The sequence below is a fragment of the Spirosoma spitsbergense DSM 19989 genome, from assembly GCF_000374085.1.
GTDB lineage: Bacteria > Bacteroidota > Bacteroidia > Cytophagales > Spirosomataceae > Spirosoma > Spirosoma spitsbergense.
In genome coordinates, this window is the sequence record NZ_KB893559.1 from 43,585 (window position 1) to 67,691 (window position 24,107).

The window sequence follows — 24,107 nt, forward strand, 5'->3', positions numbered from 1 at the left end:
TTAAGGTAGAAGGCAACATATTTTGGGGTAAGCTGGTTATAAACAGGAGTATCGTTGTCCAGTTACATGCCTGAACGGGTTCGTCATACACCCCAAAAGAGTCTGTTGTGTCGAAAATAATTGTACGTGTTTTATTGGGATTGCTAGCCCTTGTGTTGCTGCTGGTCGGATTCGTCGTGCTCGTTGCAACCACCCCCTGGGGCCAGAAACTGGTAACGAAGCAGGTCAATTCCTACCTCGCTCAAAAGCTCCAGTCACCCTTTCATATTGGTCGCGTTCGTTATTCAATACCCGACTGGATTGAACTGGATGACGTATTTTTCAAAACCCCTCAGGGCGATACGTTACTGAACGGGGGCCGGATGCGTATTGACCTGGACATGCTGGGGTTACTGAACAACAAAGTAGCGCTGAATCAGATTTCGCTGGAACATATACGCCTGACCGTAAACCGGACCCTACCGGACACAACGTTCAATTTTCAGTACCTGCTGGACGCGTTCGACACGGGGGCAGCCCCCGAACCCTCCGACACAGTTTCAACCCCGATGATGATCAACCTCTCCAGTATATTCCTGAGGGATGTCCGCATTCGGTATAAAGATGATGTCGTTGGCGCCGAAGTCAATACCTACGTCGATAGTATACGGGCCAATTTCAGTGATTCGGATGTGTACAAATCAAAATATCACCTGTCCGATGTCGCCGTAAATGGCTTAAACCTGCGTACCCGCCTGTATGAGGGATTGCCCACACCCACCAGTGCGCCATCCGCGCCGGGCGACACGCTCGATCTGGCCCTGGGCAAATGGCAGGTGAACAACGCCAAATGGGATATTGAGGTTTTGCCGTCGGATTTCAAGACGAAAGGCAGTGCGGGAAAACTGACCATGGAGTCCAATTATTTTTACCTCGATGGCGAAAAAATTGGTATCAAATCCCTCAACCTGACCAACGCCGACATTGCCGCCACGCTCACCAAACCCACCAAAAAAGCAACTGCACCTACCCCACCAGCAGCGGCAGCTACAACTCCAGGCGAATCCACGCGGGGCTGGCAGGCTAAACTGACGAATGTTCATTTTGCCAACAACCGAATCCAGTTCAACGACGAAACGGCACCCCGGCAGAAGACGGGGCTCGACTACAGCCATATGGATTTACAAAATCTGGGTATCGACGGGCGGTTTCTGGTGTATAAGGATTTAGGAAAAAAGGGGCAGCTTATCAGCGGTCAGCTGCGTAATGGCCGGTTCCGGGCCACGAGTGGGCTGGTGCTTCAGAAGATGGAAGCGAACGTGCTGTACACGGATACCACCACTACGCTCACCAACCTGTATATCCAGACACCCACCACCCTGCTGCGCGACCAGCTGGTGCTCCGGTACGATTCGCTGGGGCAGTTGAGCGACCCTCGCTTTGCGTCGCGGGTCAACGTCAATATAAAACTGAAGAACAGTTACCTGTCGGTGAACGATGTCCTCCAACTGGCGCCCTTCCTGGCCGATACGCCCCCCTTTGCCGGCAATAGCGGAGGGGTTTTCCGGGCTAATATGCAGGCAGTGGGTACGCTGGCCGCGCTAAACCTGCCCCGCGTGGAATTTTCCATGCTGTCGGGTACCAAACTACGGGCCAGTGGCAAACTCACCAACGTAACCGACCCCGAACGGCTGGGCGTGGCCATGACGGTGCAGGAAGCCACCACCACCAAAGCCGACATTGAAAAACTGGCCCCCAAAGGGTCTATTCCGTCGTCTATCGACTTACCGGCCTCCTTCAACCTGACCGGCAAACTAAATGGCCAGCTGAATGACCTTATTCTGGATGCTAAACTGAACACGGAATGGGGTACAGCCGCTTTTGACGGGCGACTGGCTGGCTTCGTTACCGGCAAGAATGAGACGTACAAGGGCACGCTCAACCTGAACGAATTCGATGCGGGTAAGTGGCTGAAACAAACCGGCACGATGGGTAAAGTAACGGGTCGCGCTACGGTAGACGGGCGGGGCATCGACGTGAATACCCTCACCACCAACTTCGACCTGGCCATCCAGTCGGCCGACCTGAACGGGTACGTCTATCAGAACATCAATGCCGAAGGTAAACTGGCCAATGGCCTGCTGGACATAACCGGCGGCAGCAAAGACCCGAACGCCAACCTGACGCTGGACCTGAAAGTGGGCCTCAAGGGAGACTTTCCCAGCGTTACCGGCCGAACGATGGTTAACGAGCTGAACCTGCAAAAACTGAAACTTTACCCGGACCCCCTCTCCATCAAAGGTAAGATCCTGCTCGATATGGCTTCTACCGACCCGGCTAAACCCGTAGGGACCATTTCTGCCAGCGACGCTACCCTGAGCCTGAACGGGACCAGCTACCCCATTGATTCGCTCTATGCCCGACTGGCGGTTGATGGCACGACCAAAAATGTGCTGGCCCGGCTACCCGGTGCCCGGCTGACCATGAACGGACAGTTCGAGTACACGCAGTTGTACGACATCCTTGCGGGAGAAATCAGTAAGTACATCGCCCTGCCCGCTCTGACCTATAAAAAAATTCCGCCCCCCTATGCGTTCACGGTAGGGCTGAAAGCGTATCAGAACCCACTGCTGAAAGCCTTTGTACCCGCCCTGACCAAACTGGACACCGTTCGGCTCAGTGCCTATCTGGATGCCAGCCGGGATACCACCCTGTCGGCCACGCTGCGCACCGGCGAAGTGATCTACGATACCATCACGGTGAAAGGCAGCAGCCTGGCGCTGCGGGGTGCCAATAATCAGTTGAAAGTGGATGGGAAAGTCGATGGAATTCTGTACAGCGGCCTGAACATCAGGGAAACGGACCTGACCGGAACAGCCGCTAATAATCAGTTTGCGTTTGCCGTGGTCACGAAGGATTCCATCAATCAGGATCTGCACGGGCTGGCGGGTACCCTCAGCATCGTCGATTCCAGCTACCGGTTTCACTTTGCCCGGAATGGATTGCTGACCAACTACCAGCGGTGGCAAACCGATACCACCGGTTTTGCGCAGTATGGGGATGATGGCGTACTCGTCAATCGACTACACATCGAACAGGGAGACCAGTACCTCGAAATAAGTAATACGGAGCAGTACCCCAATGCCCCCATCCGGGTAACGGCCCACGCCCTCAGTATCGAAAACCTGACGCGGCTGGCCAATCAGGATACCACCCTGGCCGCCGGGGAATTGAATGGTACCGTCATTATCCGCGACTATATGAGTACGGATAACAAACTATCCTTCATTGGCTCGGTGTATGTCGATAGCCTGCAGGTGATGGACAAGCCCATCGGCAACCTCACCGCCCGCTTCCGGAATAATGAGGATGGCCGGATCAATGTCAACACCACGCTGGCCGGTCCCTACAATGACGCCACCATAACGGGATATTATAACCCCGACGATGCCAAAAAAGCCCTCGATCTGGCCATCAGCCTCAAACGGCTGGATGCCCGAACCATCGAAGCGTTCAGCTTCGGGGAACTGCGGGAGGCTAAGGGGAAACTCACCGGTGACTTCACCGTGGCGGGTGCCATCGACAACCCGAAACTGGATGGTAGTGTCGCGTTCGACTCCGTGGCGTTCAACATCAAACAACTGAACGCTACCTACCACATCGACGAGGAAAAACTGGCTTTTTCCGGGCAGACGATCACCCTGAACAAGTTTAAAATGCGCGACGACAAAGGGCGTATATTGACGACGGATGGCACGGTAGTCCTTAAAAATATTCCCGACGTAGCGTATAACCTGCGCGTTCAGGCCGATAATTTTCAGGTGCTGAATGCCGCCCGTAAAGACAATGACTATGCCTATGGGCAAGCCTCTGTCACGGCCGATCTGCGCATCAAAGGCACCGGTACCAGTCCCTCGATCAATGGCACCGTCCGGCTGGAAGATGGCAGCAAAATATCGCTCGTACTGCCCGACGAATCCCTGAATGTTGATGCCTCCAAGGACATCGTGACGTTCATCAACCACAAGGACTCCCTGGCCCTGACCAAATATTTATACCTGCCCAAAAAGGATAGCATCAATACGCACCGGCTGTCGTTCGACAAGCTTGGCAACTCCAACATTTCGCTCGACCTGGAAGCCGACGAGAAATCGGAACTGACCATTGTGGTCGACGAACTGAACGGCGATTACCTGCGGGCACGGGGCAATGCCCGGCTTAACGTGGGCATCAATGCGGCTGGGGAGATGACCGTACTGGGCCGTTACGACGTAACGGAAGGGGAATATTCCATGACCTATCAGGTGCTGAAACGGCAGTTCAAGATTCAGAAAGGCGGCTACATCCAGTTTACCGGCGACCCACTCCGGGCCGACATCAACATGACGGCCGTGTACCAGGTGGACACGTCCCCCGTCGACCTGATCGGGAACGAAACCACCAGTGCCAGTGTGCCTACCGCAGCCCTGAACCGCAAGCTCCCCTTCGACGTGGCCCTGACCATCACCAACAATCTGGCCGCGCCCAAACTGAACTTCGACATCCGGCAGCCCGACGTGGACGGTAGCAACGCTGCGGCAACCAGTGTATTTGGCACCGCTATCGAGAACAAACTGAAACTGCTCAGACAGGATGAATCGATGATGAACAAACAGGTCTTTGCGCTGCTGGTGCTGGGTCGGTTCCTGCCCGAAAGCACCTCCGATTTCTTCTCCGGCTCGGGTTCCGGCGGACTCGATACCCAGGCGGAGGGTGTGGCCCGCAGCAGTGTTAGTAAACTTATTTCGGATCAGTTGGGAAAGCTGGCGTCCAATGTACTGAAGGGCTTCGATGTGGATTTCAACCTGCTGTCGCAAACGGGAGCCGCCAACACAGGCGGCACGACCAATGGCGCCCGTACCGACCTGAACGTAGGCCTGTCGAAGAGTTTCCTGTCCGGCCGCCTGACGGTGTCGGTGGGGCGTAATTTCGTGCTGGAAAATGCCGCCAACAGTGCCACCCGGAACCCGAATGAGGTGTTCGACAATGTATCCCTAAATTATAACCTCACCCGCGATGGCCGCTACGTACTGCGGGCTTACCGCCATAATGATTATCAGGCGGTGCTGGATGGATATATCATCGAAACGGGGGTCGGTTTCGTCATCACGGTAGATTATAACACCCTGTCCGAGATATTTCACCGGTCGCCCGCACCCGGTGCGCCCCCGGTAAATTAATTCGTTATGAACTTTTTATTGACATATAAACCCCACTCCACCCGCACTGGCGGGGTATATATCCTGCTGCTGGCGGGTTTGCTCACGGGGTGTAACATTGCCAAACACCTGCCCGCCAAAGAGCGGCTGTACGATGGCACCGATATTGTCATGAAGGCCGATTCGACGGTATCGGCCGATGAACAGGCAACGCTGACCACCCGGTTGCTGGAGCTGGCCCGGCCCCGGCCCAATGCCAAACTGTTTGGCTACCCGTATAAAGTTGGTTTCTATTACCTGCTGGGAGAGCCAAAGAAAAATGGCCTGCGTGCCTGGTTTCGCAAAAAATTCGGGGAAGAACCCGTCTTTGCCAGTGCCAGAGCCATATCCGCGAACATCCCGGTCTTCGAGGCTACCCTGCAAAATCAGGGGTACTTCGACTCGCAGGTGACCGGCGAACTGAAAGAGAAAGGATACAAGGCACGGGGGGTGTTCGAGGTCAATGTAAAACCCCGCTTTTACATCGATTCGGTGGGCTTTCTGGTCGACTCTACGCCCGTTCGAAAAGCCCTGCGCGTGGCCTCCCGCAAAACAGTTTTTCATAAAGGTGACCCTTACACCTTCGATAATATCAAGATCGAGCGTGAGCGGATCAGTCAGGCCATTAAACAGCAGGGCTTCTACTACTTCCTGCCCGACTACGTAGCGGTGCTGGCCGACAACGATTCCACCCTGCACAAAACCAGTCTGTATTTTGCCATCAAACCCGAAATACCCGAAGCAGCCGCCGTGCCCTATTATATTCGGAACGTCTATATTTACCCCAATTATAGCCTCTCTACCGCGCAGGTCGATACCAACCTGCTGCTGGCGTATCAGTCGAAATCGAACTTCACCATTGTCGATTCGTCCAACCGCTTCAACCCCAAACTGTTCCGGGATATCGTTGCCGTGCGGCCGGGTACCCGTTATAACAGCCTGGCGCAGGACCTGACCCTCTCCCGCTTTATCAATGTGGGGGCGTTTAAATTCGTCCGCAACCGCTTCGAACCGGCTCAGCAGGGCGATTCGGCCATCCTGGATGTCCACTATTACCTGACCCCCTACCCCACCAAGTCGGCACGGGTGGAGCTGGACGGTACCTCCCGCTCCAACAACTTCAACGGAACGCAGGTCATCCTCAGCTGGCGTAACCGCAACGCCCTCCGGCGGGCCGAACTGCTCACCATCAATGCCAATGCCGGCATCGAGTACCAGATTGGCGGGGGCGATCAGAACGTCACCAACTACCGGTTTGGCCTGGATGCCATACTGAGTTTTCCGCGGCTGGTGTCGCCCATCCGGTTCCGGTACGATGCCCGCCGGAAAGCCCTGCCCAAAACCAACGTCACGGCGGGGTATCAGACCATCATCCGGGGGGGACTCTACCGCATCAACTCCTTCCAGACTACCTTCGGCTACGCCTGGCGGCAGAATCAGCAGGTAGAGCACGTCTTTCAGCCGCTCAGTGCCAACTACGTGTACGTCCCCCTCAATCAGGTAGGCGATGAAGTGTATACTATCCTGTTCGACCCGGAGGTGTCAGACATTGTGAAGCGACAATACCAGACGACCGTTTTCAATTCCGACCAGCTTATTCTGAGTTCACTCTACCAGTTCAATTATAACTCGTCGCCCCGGACGGTTTCGCCCAACACGTTCCGGCTGACGGCCAACGTGGAAGTGGCGGGTAACATGGCGAGTCTGCTTTTCCGCAAACAGCTACCCGCCGACGACCGAAATGGGTTGTTCGGCGTACCCTACGCCCAGTTCGCCCGGTTCGATGTCGATTCGCGGTTGTACCACAAAGTCAGCAGCAGCATTACCTGGGCCAACCGGCTGTTCATGGGCATTGGTGTTCCCTATGGCAATTCCAAAGGCTTCCAGTTGCCCTTCACCAAGCAGTATTTTGTGGGGGGCAGCAACAGCATCCGGGCGTTTCGGCCCCGCGCCATTGGGCCGGGCCTGTTCACCCGCGACACCATCCGGAACCTGCCCCTCTTTCAGGATGGCGGGGGCGACATAAAACTGGAAGCCAATACCGAAATACGGGCCAAGTTCAACAAGTACCTGGAGGGAGCCGTATTCGTGGATGCGGGTAACGTCTGGACCTATACCAGTGTGGGCACCTTCGGGCCGGGTGCGCAGTTCACCAATAAATTTTACGAGCAGATTGCCGTAGGGGCCGGCATCGGTCTCCGCATCGACCTGTCCTATTTCCTGATCCGCTTCGATCTGGCTACGCCGTTGCGCAAACCGTACAAAACCGATGGCAACGAGTGGGTCATCGACAAGATGGCGTTCGGCAGCAGCACCTGGCGCAAACAGAACCTGGTCTTCAACATCGCCGTAGGTTATCCGTTCTAGGTGGATGGTCTTGTAGAGACGCAATACCTTGCGTCTCCTGTCCGGATGGTTTTTATTTGTTACCCGGATGGTTTTTTGCTGACGCAAGGTATTGCTGACGCATAGGAGACGCAAGGTATTGCGTCTCTACAAACCCTCCCAAATAAACGTTAAATTGCAACCGTTTAAATAGGATAGGAAATCAACGTATAGACAAACCAGGTAATTTGCTTATCCTAATCAGGCCAGCCGTTGCCCCTTTCAATACCCACCATTCCCGTACATGACGACAAAAAACTTTTGGCAACGGCTCATTCACCCCGGCGAGGCTTCCGAAGCCGACCGGGAGGATTGTTTCTGGAAAGTCGATCTTCACTCCCACCTGCTGCCCAACATCGACGATGGTGTTGCCACGCTGGACGAAACCCTGATCTGCCTGAAACAACTGGCGGACTGGGGTATCAAAAAAGTAATTACGACCCCACACGTTAGCCGCGACTGGTATCCCAATAGTGCAGCCCTTATTCTGGAAAAACTAGCCACTGTACGCGACCTCATTGCCGAAAACCAGCTCCCGCTCACCATCGACGCAGCCGCCGAGTATATGCTGGACGATTTTTTCATGGATATGCTCCGGGAAGGCGAATTGATTCCGTTCGGAGAACGCCGGTTCCTGCTGTTCGAAACGGGCTGGTCGCAGGCCCCAATGAATCTGAGCGACATGGTCTTTCGCATTCAGACGCACGGCTACACGCCCGTGCTGGCTCACCCCGAACGCTACAAATACTACCATACCGACAGGGCCGCGCTGCAACACCTGCGCGACATTGGCTGCCTGTTTCAGCTCAACTGGATGTCGTTGAGCGGGCGTTATGGTTCTCACGTAGAAAAGCAGGCCCGTTTCCTGCTACAACAGCGCTGGGTAGACTTCATCGGCAGCGACATGCACCGCCCCGGCGATCTGGACACCATGGCCCGCCTGTTCAAATCCGGCGATATGAAATTACTGGAAGAGCAAACGCTGCTGAACGAAACGTTGCTGGGGTAGAGAAATGAGTATGAGAAATTAACGAATAGATACGTTATCCAGCCCGCCCCGGTCCGGTCCAGATCGGAACTCGCCCCGTATCTTTAAGCTGGTCAGATTTTGCAGGACCTGCTGTAATTCGGCTTTTGTAGCCTTTACTTTTCCTTTTTTCCACCCAGCAGTTTCATCCAGTTTCACGGAGTAAGCCGTCCAGATAGTCTTGGGGTTATAAGACGTTTTATGAGTTAAGGTCAAAGTTCCATCAGTAATAATTATATCATCCGCATCAGCCTGATTATCAATTGCTGATTGCTCCAGATCGAAGCTGAGTTGAAGACCGTAAGCCTTGCGAACCGTAGTAGTAAATTCAGTTGAAGCAACAAAGTACCAGAAACCAGTGGCATCATCGATACCGTACACATAACCTCCTGGGTTACCACCGGTAGCGCTGTAACCACTTTTACAGCCTACACTCCCTTCCCACCCCTGTGCATCATCATCGAAACCGTACGATATAGGAAAAAGGGGTGTTATTAGTTCAGTACAGGCAGTGAAATGAGTACCACAAATCAGGAGGACTAAAACATTAAACGCACTAGACTTCAGAAAGGGCAAAATTATGTCTAGCATACCAGTAAGAAATGGGTTGACCGTAAATATACACTACGGTGGTACATCGTCAAACTGGACAAAACTAACTCACTAATTCATCCAGTGTTTTATGAGCAACGCGCTCTTTTTGACTGGATGGACCTTTTTTAGTCACTTCTCTTAAATGCTGTTCAAACCCGTTAAGTATTACTTCCCGGTTCAGGAATTTTTCCGCGTACCGTCGGGCATTGGCCCGATACGGGGTTAGATCCGAAACAAGCGATTCACGGATAGTCGTTACCAGCTTTTCTGCCGATTCCGGTTCGATTAGTATGCCCATGTTGTGCGTACTCACTACGTCGAACAAGGTAGTGCCCGGAACTGCCGATACCAGCGCACACCCACCGGCCGCTAAAATACCGGTCAGCTTTGAGGGTAGCACCAGATCAGAAGCTGATTTCTTTTGCAGTACCAGGTGGATATCCGCTGTTGCCAGCAGCGCCGATAACTTTTCGGCGGGCTGCAACGGGTAAAACCGAACATTCGTCAGACCGTAGTCCCGCACCAGTGTTTCCAGCTTACCTTTCCCCCCTCCTGATCCAAAAATAAGAAATTTGACCTCCGGCTGTGAAACGAACGATTTGGCGGCTTCGATGATAATTTCCAGCCCCTGCTTTTCGCCCAGACTGCCCGAATAAAGTACCGCTTTGTCGGTCGACTGTAAACCCAACTCCGCCCGCAGTGATTGCGCCGACGAAAGCGGTTTGACTAAAGTACCGTCGACCCAATTCGGGAATAGTACGCATTCCTGCTGAATCACGTTCTTTTGCGTCACCTTCCGAACCATCCCTTCGCTAATGGTCGATACGACGGTACAGTGTTTGAGAATGAACTGCTCAACACGGAACATGATGTCCAGAAACCGCTTGTTTTTAAGCATACCTAATTCCTTGGCCATGTCGATCTGTAAATCCTGAATGTGGCACCAAAGTGGTACCCGGCGCAACTTACTGTAAAAAACAGGAAGCAAACCCAGGTGAAATGGGGGCGACAAACAAATAACAACATCGTACCGTTTGCCAAAAAAAACGGGTAGCCAGTACACCAGACTGCTCAATACGAAAGAAAACTCGTGCAGAATCCGCTTGAGCGAGGTAACGTTACCCGGTACGTAAAATGGACAGCGATGCACCCTTACCCCCGCCAGCTGTTCCGTATGCCACCATTTTCCCCGGTGCGACGCATGAACGGCCCACTCGGGATAATAGGGCATGGTGGTAATTACCTCCACCGTTTCTCCCTGCTGTGCCAGCCAGGCTGCCATATCGCCCGTGTACTTACCAATACCGGTTAGCTCAGGGGCATAATTTATACCGTAAATAAGAATTCGCATAAAGGTTGTCTTTGTGATTCCCGCTGGTCACCAATGCCTTTTATGGTTCACCAGTCGAAGTAGACCCAGTGGCAATAAGCCAATAAACGCTCCGGCAGATCCCCAGGCAATGTCACCCCAGTCAAAATGCCGTAGCGGCAACAGTAACTGACCCGCTTCGGCAATACTGACAACGGCTATCAGCAATAGCCAAAGCCAGAACCAGTTTATCCACGCTTGCCCGGTAGACGATAGCCAGTAGCCACTCGATACCCCCATGATAAAAAAGGGCACTGCGGTCCGGACATTCATGTTGTCATTTACATCCGTCCAGTGCGACAACCAGTCGGGCAATATTCTATATGTTCCCAAATTAGGCTTTGGCAACCAGCTGAAATAGAAAACGATGCTGGCACCAATCAATAGACTTACAAAAAAAAGTGCCCTCATAAGCGCGCTCCATTAGCTGTGAACGGTAAGGGGAGCGGTTAGTGTATCGGACACCTTCTCTGCCGGTGTTTTTTTAGCCGTCAGTTCCCTGGTCTTAAGCACAATAAAATACTCATAGACTGCCTGTAATACGGCATAAGTCATACCTGCCTGACCATCCAGAAAGCCGCGACGCCAGATGGCCAGATAAAACCACTTGACCAGTGGGCGACCCGGCAGCTTATAAAAAATACCTTTCTGATGGTAACGACGTTCACTAAAATCCTTTCCGAAGGCAGCTTTCTTAAGCGAGAAACTGGTGCCTTTGTTCATATCCTGCATACGCATAGCGGCTTCCATATCCGCATAGCCAAGATGACGCTGCCACCAGTAACGAAAGCCCTTACTGAACGGGTAATGATCCAGAAAGCCGCCAATTCTGGACACATTGCCATCGGGTATGGATATTGGATTTACCAATCGTTCATACCGCATCTTATCAGGCCGGAACAACCGCAGATAAAAAGGTGACATCTGTGCATGTTTCAGCCAGGTGCCATTCCAGGCAAAATCACGCCGTTGTACCTCATAAGCCACAACTTCAGCATCATCCGGTTTGAACGATAATAGGACTTCTCTCAATTCCGGCGAAACCCGCTCGTCGGCGTCAATATATAAAACCCACTTATTTTTAAACGGAATGTTAGCCAGCCCCCAATTCTGGTGGGCCGCCCAGTTATCGAATTTACGCTGTGTTATTTTCGCCCCGGCTTTTTGAGCTATCTCAAGGGTTTTATCATCGCTGTAGGAATCAAACAGATGAATATCGTTACACCAGGCAACTGATTCCAGACAGCCGGGTAAATCCTGCTGTTCATTTTTAGTGAGAATGAGAACCGAAATCATACAATTGTGACTGTATTACGGGTTAATGGCTTTGACTTTTCTACTTTACAAAACACTAATTAAACAGACTAGCATTTTCTATCAAGTGCTGTTCATTAAACATAGAACACAGCACCACACTCTTTGGAAAGTCCATACCTAATTGCTTTAATTTTTCGGCGGGAGTCATATTATTACTCCCGCCCCTTAACGGTGAAAAAAGCACATTCGATGCTAGTCCTCTTTTCTCCACTACTGTTTTATAGCCTGTTGCTCCTGGCGAATTATCAAACTGTAACACATCGAAATGACGTAGGTATTGGCTGTGCAGAGCACCTTGCGAACGCATGTATGCCAGGCCCCATGCTCTGATTTTCCCCTCTTTCTTCAGCTTTTCAGCGGTGTCCTTTAACTCGTCTATAAAAGAAAGAGATTCAGGGGGTTCATGAACGAAGAAGTAGTCGAGATAATCAGTATTAAGAGCGCGCAAACTACGCTCCAAACTTACTCTCATCTCATTACCACGCAATGGTATTCGATCGTGGAAATGATCAGCGACTTTAGCGATAGAATCAACGACTACTGGTTTCGCTTGTAAATTCGATTGATTTGAATTACTACGAATTATTCGAATTATTGGCTTGATAGGTCTAAGTATTTTTGCTTTCCAGTTAGCCTGGATACCGAACTTACTGGCTATTATCACTTTATCACGTCTGTCTTTAACTACTTTACCGAAAAACCCTTCAGCTTCACCATACCCATAAGAACGAGCCAAATCGAAGTGAGTAATGCCACAATCAAAAGCACAGTCCATAGCTCTGCGTGCCTTTTTCGCATCTACGGAACCAAGAATGGGTGCGCAGCCAAATCCTAAGGCCGAAGATTTTATTCCTTCCGTCAGCTCAACAGTTCTCATAGTTGTTTGGTCAAATGTTCAGCCAGTCTTACCGCAAAAGCTCCTAGAAAAAAGGTAGGATTAGCCTGACTGGATGTTGGGAAAACGGAACTGCTACACACATAGACATTTTTTGTCCCCCAAACTTTTAATTGCCGATCAACAACTCCCCTTTCCGGTGAATCTGCGATTCGGGTTGTGCCTGATTGATGAATACCATCACGAGACATTCCCCGTATTGCTGTAGACATATCAATATCCGGATACCAATACTCCAACTCTCCACACCCCGTTTCACGTAGCCAATTGTCAAGTACTTTATGTAATTTGATGACCGAATTAATGTCTTCTTCCAGTAATGAATAGTTAATCACCAGGGACTCTCTATCCGGTCCAAGCTCCATCCTATTTGAAACGTCTGGTATCTGCTCCGAATGAAAATGAAGCGCATACCGGTTCTCCGGACTGAATAAAAAAACTCCTGGTAGCTTACGTTTCAGTAAATACCGTTTGTAAAATATTGTAGCAGGTATAACAAGTGATTTTGGAAATTGTCGAAAAACGTTCCCTATGTGCCTTGATATTCCGTATCGTTTCCCTTTCGTAATCGACTCTGCAATGGCTGCTGGCGCTAGTTTCTTACCCAGAATTGGCATTAACATAGCGAGATACATGAAAGACATGGCCCCACTACGATGCTTGGGATCATAATAAAGGGGATTGTCAAGCCATATTGCCGTATTGAGCAAATTATTTTCTGTTAAGAACTTGTCTGTAAATTGAAAACGCCTTCTTAAGTAAATACCTTCTTCGTCGCGCAGAAACCCATAGTCAGTTTTTGTTGCCCCACCATAAAACCTGACTGAAGCGATTTTACCAGACAAATGACCCTGATAGTATTTACCCAACGCGGCAGGTAGTGCAGGCAGCAAGTTAAACAGCTGACTATTTCTAAGCAGAATACGCGTAGACTCCTGAGCACCGGCAGCTATGACAAAAGCCTTTGCTTTTACATCAAATAATTCTGCTTGACCTATTTTTCTAATTTTCAGAATGGAAAAGTGACCACTCCCTTGCAGATCAACAAATTCTCTTGCTTCATATCCCCGCAAAACTGTGAGATTAGGTCGTGCAGCAATATCGTCGGCATAGCGGCTTCCAAAGCGAGTGGGCATACTCCAACGCTCCACTACAGAATCGGTTACTATACCTTCCCGGAAGTTTTCCGCAACCCGTTCATCCTTAAATTGTGGTATTTCATTTATGTTAAAGACAGCCTTCCCACATTCAAAATAATCGGCTGAACGGGCTAAGTATTTATCCAGCTCCCTAAATAAATCCAAATCCCATGTGCAACCATCAGCAATAATTGGACGATCTACAAAATCCACTTCGTCATACATGACACAACGCCCCCCCCAGGTAGCAGATGTTCCACCGAAGCCCTTGTTAGTACACTCATAGGGCTCATGATGGTTTGTTAAATTCGTAACCTGAATTGAGTCATCAAGATCATTCTTAGTTTTCGTGTTGCTATCACCATACTCAATTATCACAACAGAATGCTCAGGTTGCAAACGGGTGTATTCCAAAGCTGTAATCAAACCAGCTGGTCCACTCCCCACAATACATAAGTCGTATTCTTTATCGCCTGAATCTTTGAAACTCATTACGCTGTTATTTCTGTTTTATCAAGAAAGTTAATCCGCTCTTTAACCCGTACTGCTGGATTTCCTGCATAAACTGTCCATGCTGCCAAAGAAGTCGATGTGACGGCTGCTGCCCCCAAAACGCTTCCCTCCCGACAATGTGCTCCCGGAAGAACAACCGCTTTAGCACATATCCACGAATAAGCTTCAATGACTATTCTTTTCTTAATGTATGTAAACTCGATTGTATTATAGTCGTGAGTAGCACCACACAAATAAGCTCCTTGTGAAAGAATAGCGTGATGCCCTAAGTAGACTCCGCCAGGGTTATAGATCTCCACTTCCGGGCCAATTGTAACAACATCTTCAGTTTCCAACAACCAGGGTGCCCAGATTTTACAGTCTGGGTATATGAAGTTGGACTTGCCTATTTTCGCTCCAAAAAACCGGAGAACTGTACAACGCCAGTTATGTAAAAACCTAGGCGTCCATCGGCACATTACTACCCATACTGCTGACCAAATTAACCGTTTAATTTTGTCGGATCTAGAAAAACTAGGTCGCATATAGGCATCGCTACTAGTAGAATTATGTGAAAACATCTTCACTATAAGATTTTACAGACTAAAATATATTTAACTCAAGTTGAAAAGTCAGTCGTTAATAATAGATTGATTATAATTTTCCATATACTTTTTTGCCAGTATATCTCTGGAGAATGACTCCAATATTTTCTCCCTGCCCGTACTGTTTATAGACATTCTCTTCTTTTTATCAGCAATAGCACTTAATAAGCCATTTGTAATAGAAACTTCATCCAGTTCTACAATCCAGCCAAGATCATTTTCTTTCACATAATCAGCTAATCCAACTGCAGTTGACAATAACACCGGGGTTCCAACGTATAAGGACTCTATTACTACATTAGCAAAATTTTCGTTATGAGATGTCAGTACAAAAAGGTCGGCACTGGCTAATTCATCATACTTTTCACTATGATCTTTCCATCCAATCCATTCAATTAGGTGGTCTATCTTTAATACTACTGATTCATTTTTTAATTCTTCGATATACGTTTTTTCGCCACTTCCAGCTATTCTCAGCCTAATTGGAGCATCAATCTTACTTATTGCTTTAAAAAGTATATCGAGCCCTTTTTTAGGATGTATTCTTGATAGAAATACAAGCGTAAAGATTTCATTTTCCGTTCGATTAAATTGCTCAGATGGTAATTTAATAATATTAGGAAGAAGAAATCCTGTCCAATTTGGTATTAGTTTTCCACATTCAATATACTCAGATTCTGATGTAGCATGGAATATGGCTGCTTGCAAAGCATCTTTCCCTATCAGTTTATGAATCCATTTTTTTGTTCCAGGATATGTCTTAGTCATTATATAACTACTAAGCATACCTCTTGGAGATACTACAACTTTCACTTTTTTTAAATGACAAATAGCAGCAGCAATAACCACTACTGGATTCCACCAGGAATGAATATGGACTATATCAAAACTTTGACAATCCCTGTATAAGTTGGTCCATAAAGCAGGTGCAATGTTTGTATTTCCACGTGTTATTCGCGAAAAATAAGTCACGGTCACCCCATCAACATTAATGCCTTTGCCTGTCACTACAGGTAATTCTTTATCTCCATTAGCATTAGTCGTGTATACACTAATTTTGTTATCTTTTAATAAAGATTCACACAAGCTGGCAATAGATTCGATTGGACCACCATATATATATGCTGGTTTGTATGTAGGCACTACGTGAAGTATTTTCATTACAGTTCCAGTAAGGATACATTATAATCGTTAGTCACTCATTATTATGCTCTGACTAATATAGTTTCATTTTTCCGTTCATCGTGACCCGCTAAAACAGATTGATAAATCGCTTCAATCGTTTCAGCGTAGCAAGCCAGATCAAAACGCTCCACATTTTCTTTACCAACTTTTATTACATCCCTACGTGCTTCAGGGGATAAGGAAATTACGGTATTGACCAATTGAGTTGCTTTTTCTGCCCACGTTCTTATTTCTGCTTTAGCAACAGGTCGTCTGTGCATTAGGAAACCAGCTTTGCCAGCTACTTCAGTCATAGGAGCCTCATCAGTTGTAATGACAGGACACCCGGAAGCCATTGCTTCCGCTATTGGCCAGCCGAAGCCTTCAGCCAGTGAAGGGAAGAGGAAGACAGAAGCACCAGAATAAGCCCGTTTCACCGCTTCATTATCCAAATCAGTGAGCAAATGAATGTTCGCTTTGTGAGGAGATTGCTGAAAGCGTTCCATCAATTTGGCATCGGGTGAGGCTCCAATCATTAGTAATGGCAAAGAAACTGCACTATGGTCACGCCATGCATCGTACACATCAATGACGCCAACTCGATTCTTGTACCACTGATTACCACCAACGTGCAATAAGTAACCTGCCTCAAGTGAAAGCCCGGTTTGTGAACCAAGTTGCCGCCTTGACTGGCTTATATCCAGCGGAGGGAAAGACTGGTTCAACGCATTGTACACCACCTCCGAGCAGGCAGGGATTGATGACAGCAAGGCATGTAATTGATCCCTTGTCCTGCTGGAAACCGAAATAAAGTTTTTTCCCTTACTGTACCCACGACGAATAAATGCCTGATATTGACGACCACTCCAACTCGTCGGATTTTCTGGGATGTTGCCAAGGGCCGATTGTTGAGCTAGAAAATCATGGCAATGAATAACATGAGGGCGATCAGCGATCAATGGAACCCAAGGCCCCTGTGCATGATCAGTAAATACGAATAACGTATCTAATGCACATTCATGAATTCGCTTACGAACCTCATTCGGAAACAAAATGTATTGATCGACATAACCTAACCACTTTTTTATTCCCTGAGGTACTTTCAGCTTCACTGCTCTTGCTGTCGGGGACCATATTTCTATAATATGTCCACGTTCACACATACATTTCTCAAGCATGTGCGCAAAACGGGGCATACTCTGGGAAGGCATAAAGGCAGGGTGAACAAAGAAGACTATTTTCATTCCGAATAATTTTTTTTAAAATTTACCAGATGAAAGTAATTTATCCTTAAAAATTTAAAATTCCACTTTAATGATAATTCCTCTAATCTTATTACTAGAACAGTAAAGATGATAATTATAAATAACTGAAAATATAAGTTAAGATCATAATAAGAAAGAACTAATAATAGAGGATAGTGCAAAGAATAAATTGCGTAACTCCCTTTACCTATCTTATAAAATAAAAAATTTAGGCTGTCAATAATAAACGACCGACTTAAGAATCTTCTATACAAAAGGGTATAGTAAAAAATAGAGTTCATCATTAAACCTTTACAGACAACTATCAAAGTGTTTGAATTAACGTAGCGATATCCCAACAATAAATAGAATGAACTGAAAAATAAAATAAATAAGAAGATAAAATTATACTTCTTATTATATAGGTAATATTGAGAATTAATATAGCCTAAAAGCCAAATAATAAAACTATTAAAAAATAGCAGGTGCGGAAAAAAAAATTTACTGTTTACTACCACGCCAAGAATTGTAAGTAGAAGTAATATCAATATTTTCACACTCATATTTAACTTAAATACATATTGTGAGTTAAGGAAAAACGTAATCAAAAAAAACCAATAAAAGAAGAATTCAAATGCTAAAGACCATAAAGGTCCATTAAAACCATATGGTGTAAACCAGCTGCTTTTAATGGAGTCTGATGTTTGTAAAAACATCAAGTTACCGGCGATATTTTTCAGGCTATATTCCTCTAAGTAGTAATTATTCATCAGAATACCACAAAAAAGAGTTAAGACTAGAGCCATCATATATATGGGCAACAAACGTTTTAATCGGCGATACGCATACTCGTTAATAATTTCGGAATCATTAAGGTTCTTATTTTTCAAACTTAAACCAATACAAAAACCAGATAATACAAAAAAGAATATTACTGCTTCCTGGTTTAGTCCCGATATAAAATTTAAAAAAGAATAGATTGTACTAGAACATTTGGCTTTAAAAAAAATATTATTTATTTTAAAAAAATGGTGATACAACACAATAATGGCAGCGATCCCCCTTAAGCTATCTAATAACAGCAAGCGTTTATCTTGGGGTATCTTATTTTTTATCATAATTAAAGAAAGCTTGTTAAAGAATCGAAATAATATGATCAAAAATAGCAAGAGAGTATATCCTCAAATTATTGGCCGTCTTTATACCTATTATACACTACGAAATTACTCTTTTTACTTTTTCTGATTTTGCAACTATATTGATTCTTACGACTTCTTTTAGTATCTGTTGACAAACATCTTCATTCCCAACTTGGAGAGATCGAACGCGTTGCATACCAGCCAATCGAATTTTCTCACGCAAATGATCATCTGACAATAACTTTTTACACACACATATGCATTCAGTTGCATCCGACCAGAAAACAGCTTCTACTCCATCCCTGTACATATCCAAGTGTTCAGTTGTACGTTCAGCGCACAGCACCCCCCCTGCGTAAGGTACTTCCAAAGATCGTTGTGTATGTAAATCCCTATTTCCTTTAGACAATAATCCAAGACATATTTTTGCACCTTGCATAGCAGAAACATAATCTCGCCCACCTAGGGCATTGCCTCGAAAATATGGCTTTAGCCTATTCCAATAAGGTGACTTATGCCAACGGTTTCCCCAGATACTAATAGGAATCCCTGCATCAATTAAGTGAAGTAAAAATTCGTCCCTTCTCTCATGTCTCATCCAAGTACCAATGAAAGCAACTTCTGAAGAGAACTGTGGCGGTATTTCATTGAGATCTACATATGCTGAATGAGCAACTTCATCATAACTCCTCAACTTTAATAAGACATTATGTACTCCATAATTAAAACACTCATTTTGTGTCTCCTTCCTAACAACTACAACCAAGTCATACAATGGAAGAGCTTTCTTTAAAGAAAAGAACCGATTCCCATCTCTTGCGCCAGTAGGATCATCTACGTTGTATAATATAACAGGAACATTAACAGATCTCAATATTCTTAAACATTCTTTCCCTATTAGCTCACCACTATCAATCCAAATTAAATCAGGACTAGTACCATTATTTAATATTTTTTTCAACCAACTACACATTCTTCCTTGGAGAAAAATATATCCAGTGTGGTAATGAAATTTACTGACTAAAGAATTGCCCAAATAACCCCTGTTATCACTTCTAGGGTTGAAAATTTCCACATTGTGTCCTAATCGTTTCAATGCAAAAGCACGATGCGAGGAAGTACTGCTAGACTTCTCTTCTCCTATATAAAAAATATTCATAGTACATCATCCTTTTATCTTGATTTTTTTCACTAAATAATGTGACGGTTGCTCTACTAATTTATACATTATAAAACATAACGCAACGGTTGCTAGTATTTTCATCGCATTTTCAAGAACAGTCAAAGGGTGAAAATAATCAATAATAAAATTGACAAAAATCAAATGAAATAAGTATATTGAATAGCTCCACTTTCCCGCGGATTCAAGGGCTTTTATGGGCTTATGATAAGAATAATACAATACTTCTTTATTTATCCATATATAACTTAGGATCATAAAAAGTGGTATAAAAGTAATTTTATAAGAAATGGCATAATGAAACCTTAATATTGAACAAAGCACTCCACATGACAAAACTAGAAAGCGAAAAAAGATCAAATTATTAAAACTCGGTATTATATTTTTTTTATAATATTCATTATAGTCATTCGCAATTTTTACACCAAGTAGCCATGCAGGTAATCCAAGTATCCAATTTATATAGTGCCCTAATGAATGAAAATTAGTAGTTAAGTCTTTTTTTTGATTCAAAGCTATACTAAAATCATCAGTAAATAGTACTACTATTAGAATAGCCGAAATGAAAGCTATTATTATTATAGTGTTCAAATTAATTTTCTTTGTAAAAATCATATAATGAATAGCAGGGTAAAGCAAATAATAAAATATTTCACAATACAAACTCCAAACTACATGTGGCACTTCAACATTTATTACATAGCATATTACAGACAGAGCTAACAAGGGGAGTATTATTCTTAATAATCTCCTGGCATAAAAATTTAGAATGTTGATTTCTCCGGCACTTCTAAAAGGAAAATGTATAACGAGACCAGATACAGTGAAAAACACCATCACAGCAGCTATACCTACAAACATATTTGCAGGTATGATTTTAGCCGCTTTTTCAATAAAATTACTATTAGAACTTACATAATAGTCGGGAATAAATCTGCTATGTCCTATCACAACAATAACTGCCATGACAAATCGCAATGAATCAATACCGCCAAGCCAATTTATTTTTTTTTCACTTGGTAGTGAAAATGTTTGAAATTTTTCTTGATACATGATACAAAAGTATGTACAATATTATTAACTGAGGCCAACCTCTAACTATATAGGTAATTAAGGCTATAGGATTTTCAATATTATTGGATAACAATCCTAAAAATAGGAAAATAGAACCGATACTTATTAGAGCTGGCAAAGTACAGATTAATTGGCTACTATTTTTAATTTTATAAAAAAGTAGATCATTTAGAAAATAACAAGGGACTAACAAAATGAATAGAATTAATAGATACCACCATCCAAAACTAGCCATACCAACTCCTGCAAAATGTCCAACTCTAAATCCGCCAAAATCGGAACCATTTCCTTTAGTTCTATAATATAACAAATCTCCATAGGACCCTTGTAAAGCGTGGCTTTTGTCAATTTCAACTCCTAAAAAGTTTAATACAGGTTGTGGGAATAGAGCCATTGTTCTCTCATAAGAGTAATTTTGCAATGTGACATCTACGTTGTTTAGTTTATAATATTGTTCTAGACTCAAATCATTAAACTTCAAATTTGAAAACCGCGCCAAAAAAATGTTTTCAAAGTATGTTTCATCCCAATCGTGAAAATCTTTAGTTGCTATCTTCTTAAATAAGTTTATTTCGTCTTTACTACTATAAATATCGAATGTTCTGGATATTAATTCCACAGGTGATGTATCGTATCTTTGCCCTCTAACTATAACCATAGATATTCCTAAGTCAGCTAATGGTCCAGACATAAATAATATAAAAAAAACGGCTAACAATATTTTTTTAGGGGTAAAAATTCTATAACTAAATACGTTAATTAATAATCCCAAGAAATAAGTTATGGCAACTGCTGTAATCCCCTTCATAAATATACTTCTAGAATTTCCAGCAAGACCAACTACAATCATTATCACCGTGTACAACACTATAGGTGTATAATTATATTTTTTAGTTATCCTTATTACTGGATCAAATATCGGCCTTAACAATAGAAAATAGGGAGCATATGCATATATCATTAATCCTTCTATAAATTTCCCCCATGCTCCTTTGTGCTCTAGCATTTCGTCGTAATGGTTTGATTCTACGAAAGTGTATAACATTGCCATCAGTCCTACACAGCCAATAATCCAGCCCTGTGTATCGTTTATAGGTTTATACAAACTTAGCTTTGCTAATCCTAGTCTGATTCGATTACTTAAGTATATAAAAAATTCACTTTTATACAGTGATATATAGACATAGTGCGCAGCTACTAGAACAAATAAAGCAAGTAAAGAATGAGCGAAAACACTGGATGGATACTTCAGATTATATACTAATGGTTTACCTTCAAAAAGAGTGAATACGATAGGGATAAAAAACTGGGTGATAGAATATCCTATTATAATAAAAGTTGAAAAAAGATATTTACTAATAGTATACTTATTTAAAACAAAAAAATCGGTACACATCCACCCTACTATTACAAGTAATACTGCTAATACATTCTCAGATGTAGGAAAACAAAAAAACTGAATTATAGCTGCTATTACAATTAACCTTTTTGTCCATAGCTTAAAAGATTCTAAAAATATAGATCTATCTCTCACTAAATTTGTATATATTACAGTCTTCTCTGTGCCCACCATAAACATAATTTGATTAATATTTTATCAGAAAAAAAAATTATTCTTATGCCGGAAAATTTCATAGTTATAAAATCATTCATCCCTACAATATGATCGGTACAATGCTTATATTTTTACTAAATTACTATAGTACTTACCCAGGAAAGGAATACGACTTATTGACAATCTCACTTTCTCAATTGCAATATCAGGTAAATTTTTCCAGTACTTATTAACGTTCCAAAATTGTATTAATAATACTCCTATTAACCAAATCCATTTATAATTCGAAAGAGTACATATAAGTAGCATTCCGATAGCAGTAAATGCTAGACTATTAAAAACCATAAAATACGCTTTTGAAGGCCAGAACATTTCATTAAACATTAGCCACTTTTTTGCATAAAATTGAAAACCTATCGCAACGACAACTTCTGCTACTAATAATGAAATACCTACTCCTATCAAACCCATAATAGGAATTAATATTAGCATTCCCAAAATGACAATTAGCGAAGAAACTAATGACACTTTCACTTGGACTTTCAGTAAATTATTTCCTGTAATAATGGCAGTAGCAGGTTGAGAAAAGCCATAAACCAATACACTCAATGATAAAATAGCAAAAAGATAAGGATCGTAAGTTATTTGTTCTTTTGTCCATAAAGCAAACAAGTATGGTGCAATAGTCTGTGCAACTAATACAGCTGGGGAAAGTATGATTAATACGACCAGCCAGATTGTATCAAATGCTACCTGCATTTTACTCTGATCTTTATTTTTAAGAAAACGCATGAGATCGGGCATTAACGGATAGGTAATCGTTGATATACCCTGCAGTGCTACGTTAGCCCCTGTACGCATAGTAGAGAACGCAGCTAGTCCAGATGCACCAGCAAGTGGCGACAGTAAAAGTCGTACGCCTTGCTGTCGGAAGTTTTCAAGAAAATACCTGCCAGATAAGGCGATGGATGTGTAGTAATTAGAAAACCCTAACCTCAATGATATCGTTGAGATACTAATGTTTTCTTTTCGCAATAAATAGCTAATATCAAACAGCTGAACAATTAATATAATAGTCGTCCCTATCAGTGTCCAAACACATGCTTCCACAAGCATTGCCCCATTTATTATTGCAACAATGGGTATTGAAGAAGTAACAATTGCAAATCCTACATTCCACCAACCCATTCTTGAAAAATAGCCGAAAGAATATAAGGCCCTTATTAGCAAACCAACTCCATTAGTCAACGTCCAAGCTGTCCACTGAATCATTAATGTCCAACGTACATCATATAGAAATGCTTGGCTTATAGATGTTCCATTGTCAAAAAGGAAATTGATATTTGATTTAAATACTATTAAGCCTAAAACAATAAATTCTAGGCAACTTACAATTGCCACAGTACTTATTCCAGACCAGAGTAAGGTAGCTACCTTATCTCTTCTATCATGACCCATTTGCATAATTTCGAACTGCAAATAGTCGTTGAAACCTCGATCAAGTGTACTAAACACGTTAACCAATGCTTGAACAGCTAACCAAATGCCGTACGTTTTGATATCCCAGTAGCTCAAAAAGACAGGAACTAGAAGCACCTGCGTCAGCATAGTAACAGCGATTCTAACCCATGAAGATGCGGTACCTGAAATCAATCGTTTGGTGACGGACATACTGAATAGTTTATGCGATTTATCTCAATTTAGGAATCACT

General features: G+C 44.4%; 17 protein-coding genes. 3 read left to right on the forward strand and 14 right to left on the reverse strand.

Annotated elements, in window-relative coordinates:
• The first annotated feature begins 107 nt into the window (after positions 1 to 107).
• From B157_RS0120160 to B157_RS0120170, 3 genes are all read left to right on the forward strand, one after another.
• On the forward strand, positions 108 to 5,198 hold the full coding sequence (locus B157_RS0120160) for a translocation/assembly module TamB domain-containing protein (RefSeq protein ID WP_026308829.1): 5,091 nt from the start codon (positions 108 to 110) through the stop codon (positions 5,196 to 5,198).
• A 6-nt stretch (positions 5,199 to 5,204) separates the two neighbouring features.
• Positions 5,205 to 7,583 carry a translocation and assembly module lipoprotein TamL gene (gene tamL, locus B157_RS0120165; RefSeq protein WP_020605115.1) on the forward strand — a complete coding sequence of 793 codons (2,379 nt, stop codon included), beginning with the start codon at positions 5,205 to 5,207 and terminating at the stop codon, positions 7,581 to 7,583.
• A gap of 262 nt (positions 7,584 to 7,845) precedes the next feature.
• A complete protein-coding gene (locus B157_RS0120170) occupies positions 7,846 to 8,610 on the forward strand; it encodes a tyrosine-protein phosphatase (protein WP_020605116.1) in 765 nt (254 codons plus the stop codon).
• An 18-nt stretch (positions 8,611 to 8,628) separates the two neighbouring features.
• Here the strand turns inward: B157_RS0120170 and B157_RS0120175 are convergent, their stop codons facing one another.
• The 14 genes from B157_RS0120175 to B157_RS0120240 form a co-directional block, all read right to left on the reverse strand.
• On the reverse strand, positions 8,629 to 9,204 hold the full coding sequence (locus tag B157_RS0120175) for a laminin B domain-containing protein (protein ID WP_245565159.1): 576 nt from the start codon (positions 9,202 to 9,204) through the stop codon (positions 8,629 to 8,631).
• Positions 9,205 to 9,283: 79 nt separating this feature from the next.
• Positions 9,284 to 10,573, reverse strand: coding sequence for a WcaI family glycosyltransferase (locus tag B157_RS0120180; protein ID WP_020605118.1), 1,290 nt, complete (start codon positions 10,571 to 10,573; stop codon positions 9,284 to 9,286).
• A gap of 27 nt (positions 10,574 to 10,600) precedes the next feature.
• Positions 10,601 to 11,002: a hypothetical protein gene (locus tag B157_RS0120185; RefSeq protein WP_020605119.1), complete on the reverse strand. Its 402-nt coding sequence runs from the start codon at positions 11,000 to 11,002 to the stop codon at positions 10,601 to 10,603.
• Positions 11,003 to 11,014: 12 nt separating this feature from the next.
• On the reverse strand, positions 11,015 to 11,887 hold the full coding sequence (locus tag B157_RS0120190) for a glycosyltransferase family 2 protein (protein WP_020605120.1): 873 nt from the start codon (positions 11,885 to 11,887) through the stop codon (positions 11,015 to 11,017).
• A 55-nt stretch (positions 11,888 to 11,942) separates the two neighbouring features.
• Positions 11,943 to 12,785: an aldo/keto reductase gene (locus B157_RS0120195; protein WP_020605121.1), complete on the reverse strand. Its 843-nt coding sequence runs from the start codon at positions 12,783 to 12,785 to the stop codon at positions 11,943 to 11,945.
• Entirely contained in the window at positions 12,782 to 14,434 is a 1,653-nt protein-coding gene (locus B157_RS0120200) for a GMC oxidoreductase (RefSeq protein ID WP_020605122.1), read from the reverse strand. Before B157_RS0120200 ends, B157_RS0120195 begins: the two co-directional genes overlap by 4 nt.
• Positions 14,434 to 14,790 carry an LbetaH domain-containing protein gene (locus B157_RS39410; RefSeq protein WP_211225010.1) on the reverse strand — a complete coding sequence of 119 codons (357 nt, stop codon included), beginning with the start codon at positions 14,788 to 14,790 and terminating at the stop codon, positions 14,434 to 14,436. The genes B157_RS0120200 and B157_RS39410 overlap by 1 nt, the downstream gene beginning before the upstream one ends.
• A gap of 276 nt (positions 14,791 to 15,066) precedes the next feature.
• Positions 15,067 to 16,200, reverse strand: coding sequence for an XrtY-associated glycosyltransferase XYAG1 (locus tag B157_RS0120210; protein WP_020605124.1), 1,134 nt, complete (start codon positions 16,198 to 16,200; stop codon positions 15,067 to 15,069).
• Positions 16,201 to 16,244: 44 nt separating this feature from the next.
• Complete coding sequence (locus B157_RS0120215) at positions 16,245 to 17,447, reverse strand: glycosyltransferase (protein WP_020605125.1); 1,203 nt, start codon at positions 17,445 to 17,447, stop codon at positions 16,245 to 16,247.
• Positions 17,444 to 18,565: an acyltransferase family protein gene (locus B157_RS40585; RefSeq protein ID WP_020605126.1), complete on the reverse strand. Its 1,122-nt coding sequence runs from the start codon at positions 18,563 to 18,565 to the stop codon at positions 17,444 to 17,446. The genes B157_RS0120215 and B157_RS40585 overlap by 4 nt, the downstream gene beginning before the upstream one ends.
• A 97-nt stretch (positions 18,566 to 18,662) precedes the next feature.
• A complete protein-coding gene (locus tag B157_RS0120225) occupies positions 18,663 to 19,745 on the reverse strand; it encodes a CgeB family protein (protein ID WP_020605127.1) in 1,083 nt (360 codons plus the stop codon).
• Positions 19,746 to 19,751: 6 nt separating this feature from the next.
• Complete coding sequence (locus B157_RS0120230) at positions 19,752 to 20,819, reverse strand: acyltransferase family protein (RefSeq protein WP_020605128.1); 1,068 nt, start codon at positions 20,817 to 20,819, stop codon at positions 19,752 to 19,754.
• Positions 20,779 to 22,413 (reverse strand): hypothetical protein, encoded by a 1,635-nt coding sequence (locus B157_RS0120235; protein WP_157618516.1) that lies wholly within the window; start codon positions 22,411 to 22,413, stop codon positions 20,779 to 20,781. Before B157_RS0120235 ends, B157_RS0120230 begins: the two co-directional genes overlap by 41 nt.
• Before the next feature lie 105 nt (positions 22,414 to 22,518).
• Positions 22,519 to 24,066 carry a lipopolysaccharide biosynthesis protein gene (locus B157_RS0120240; protein ID WP_157618517.1) on the reverse strand — a complete coding sequence of 516 codons (1,548 nt, stop codon included), beginning with the start codon at positions 24,064 to 24,066 and terminating at the stop codon, positions 22,519 to 22,521.
• Positions 24,067 to 24,107: the final 41 nt, after the last annotated feature.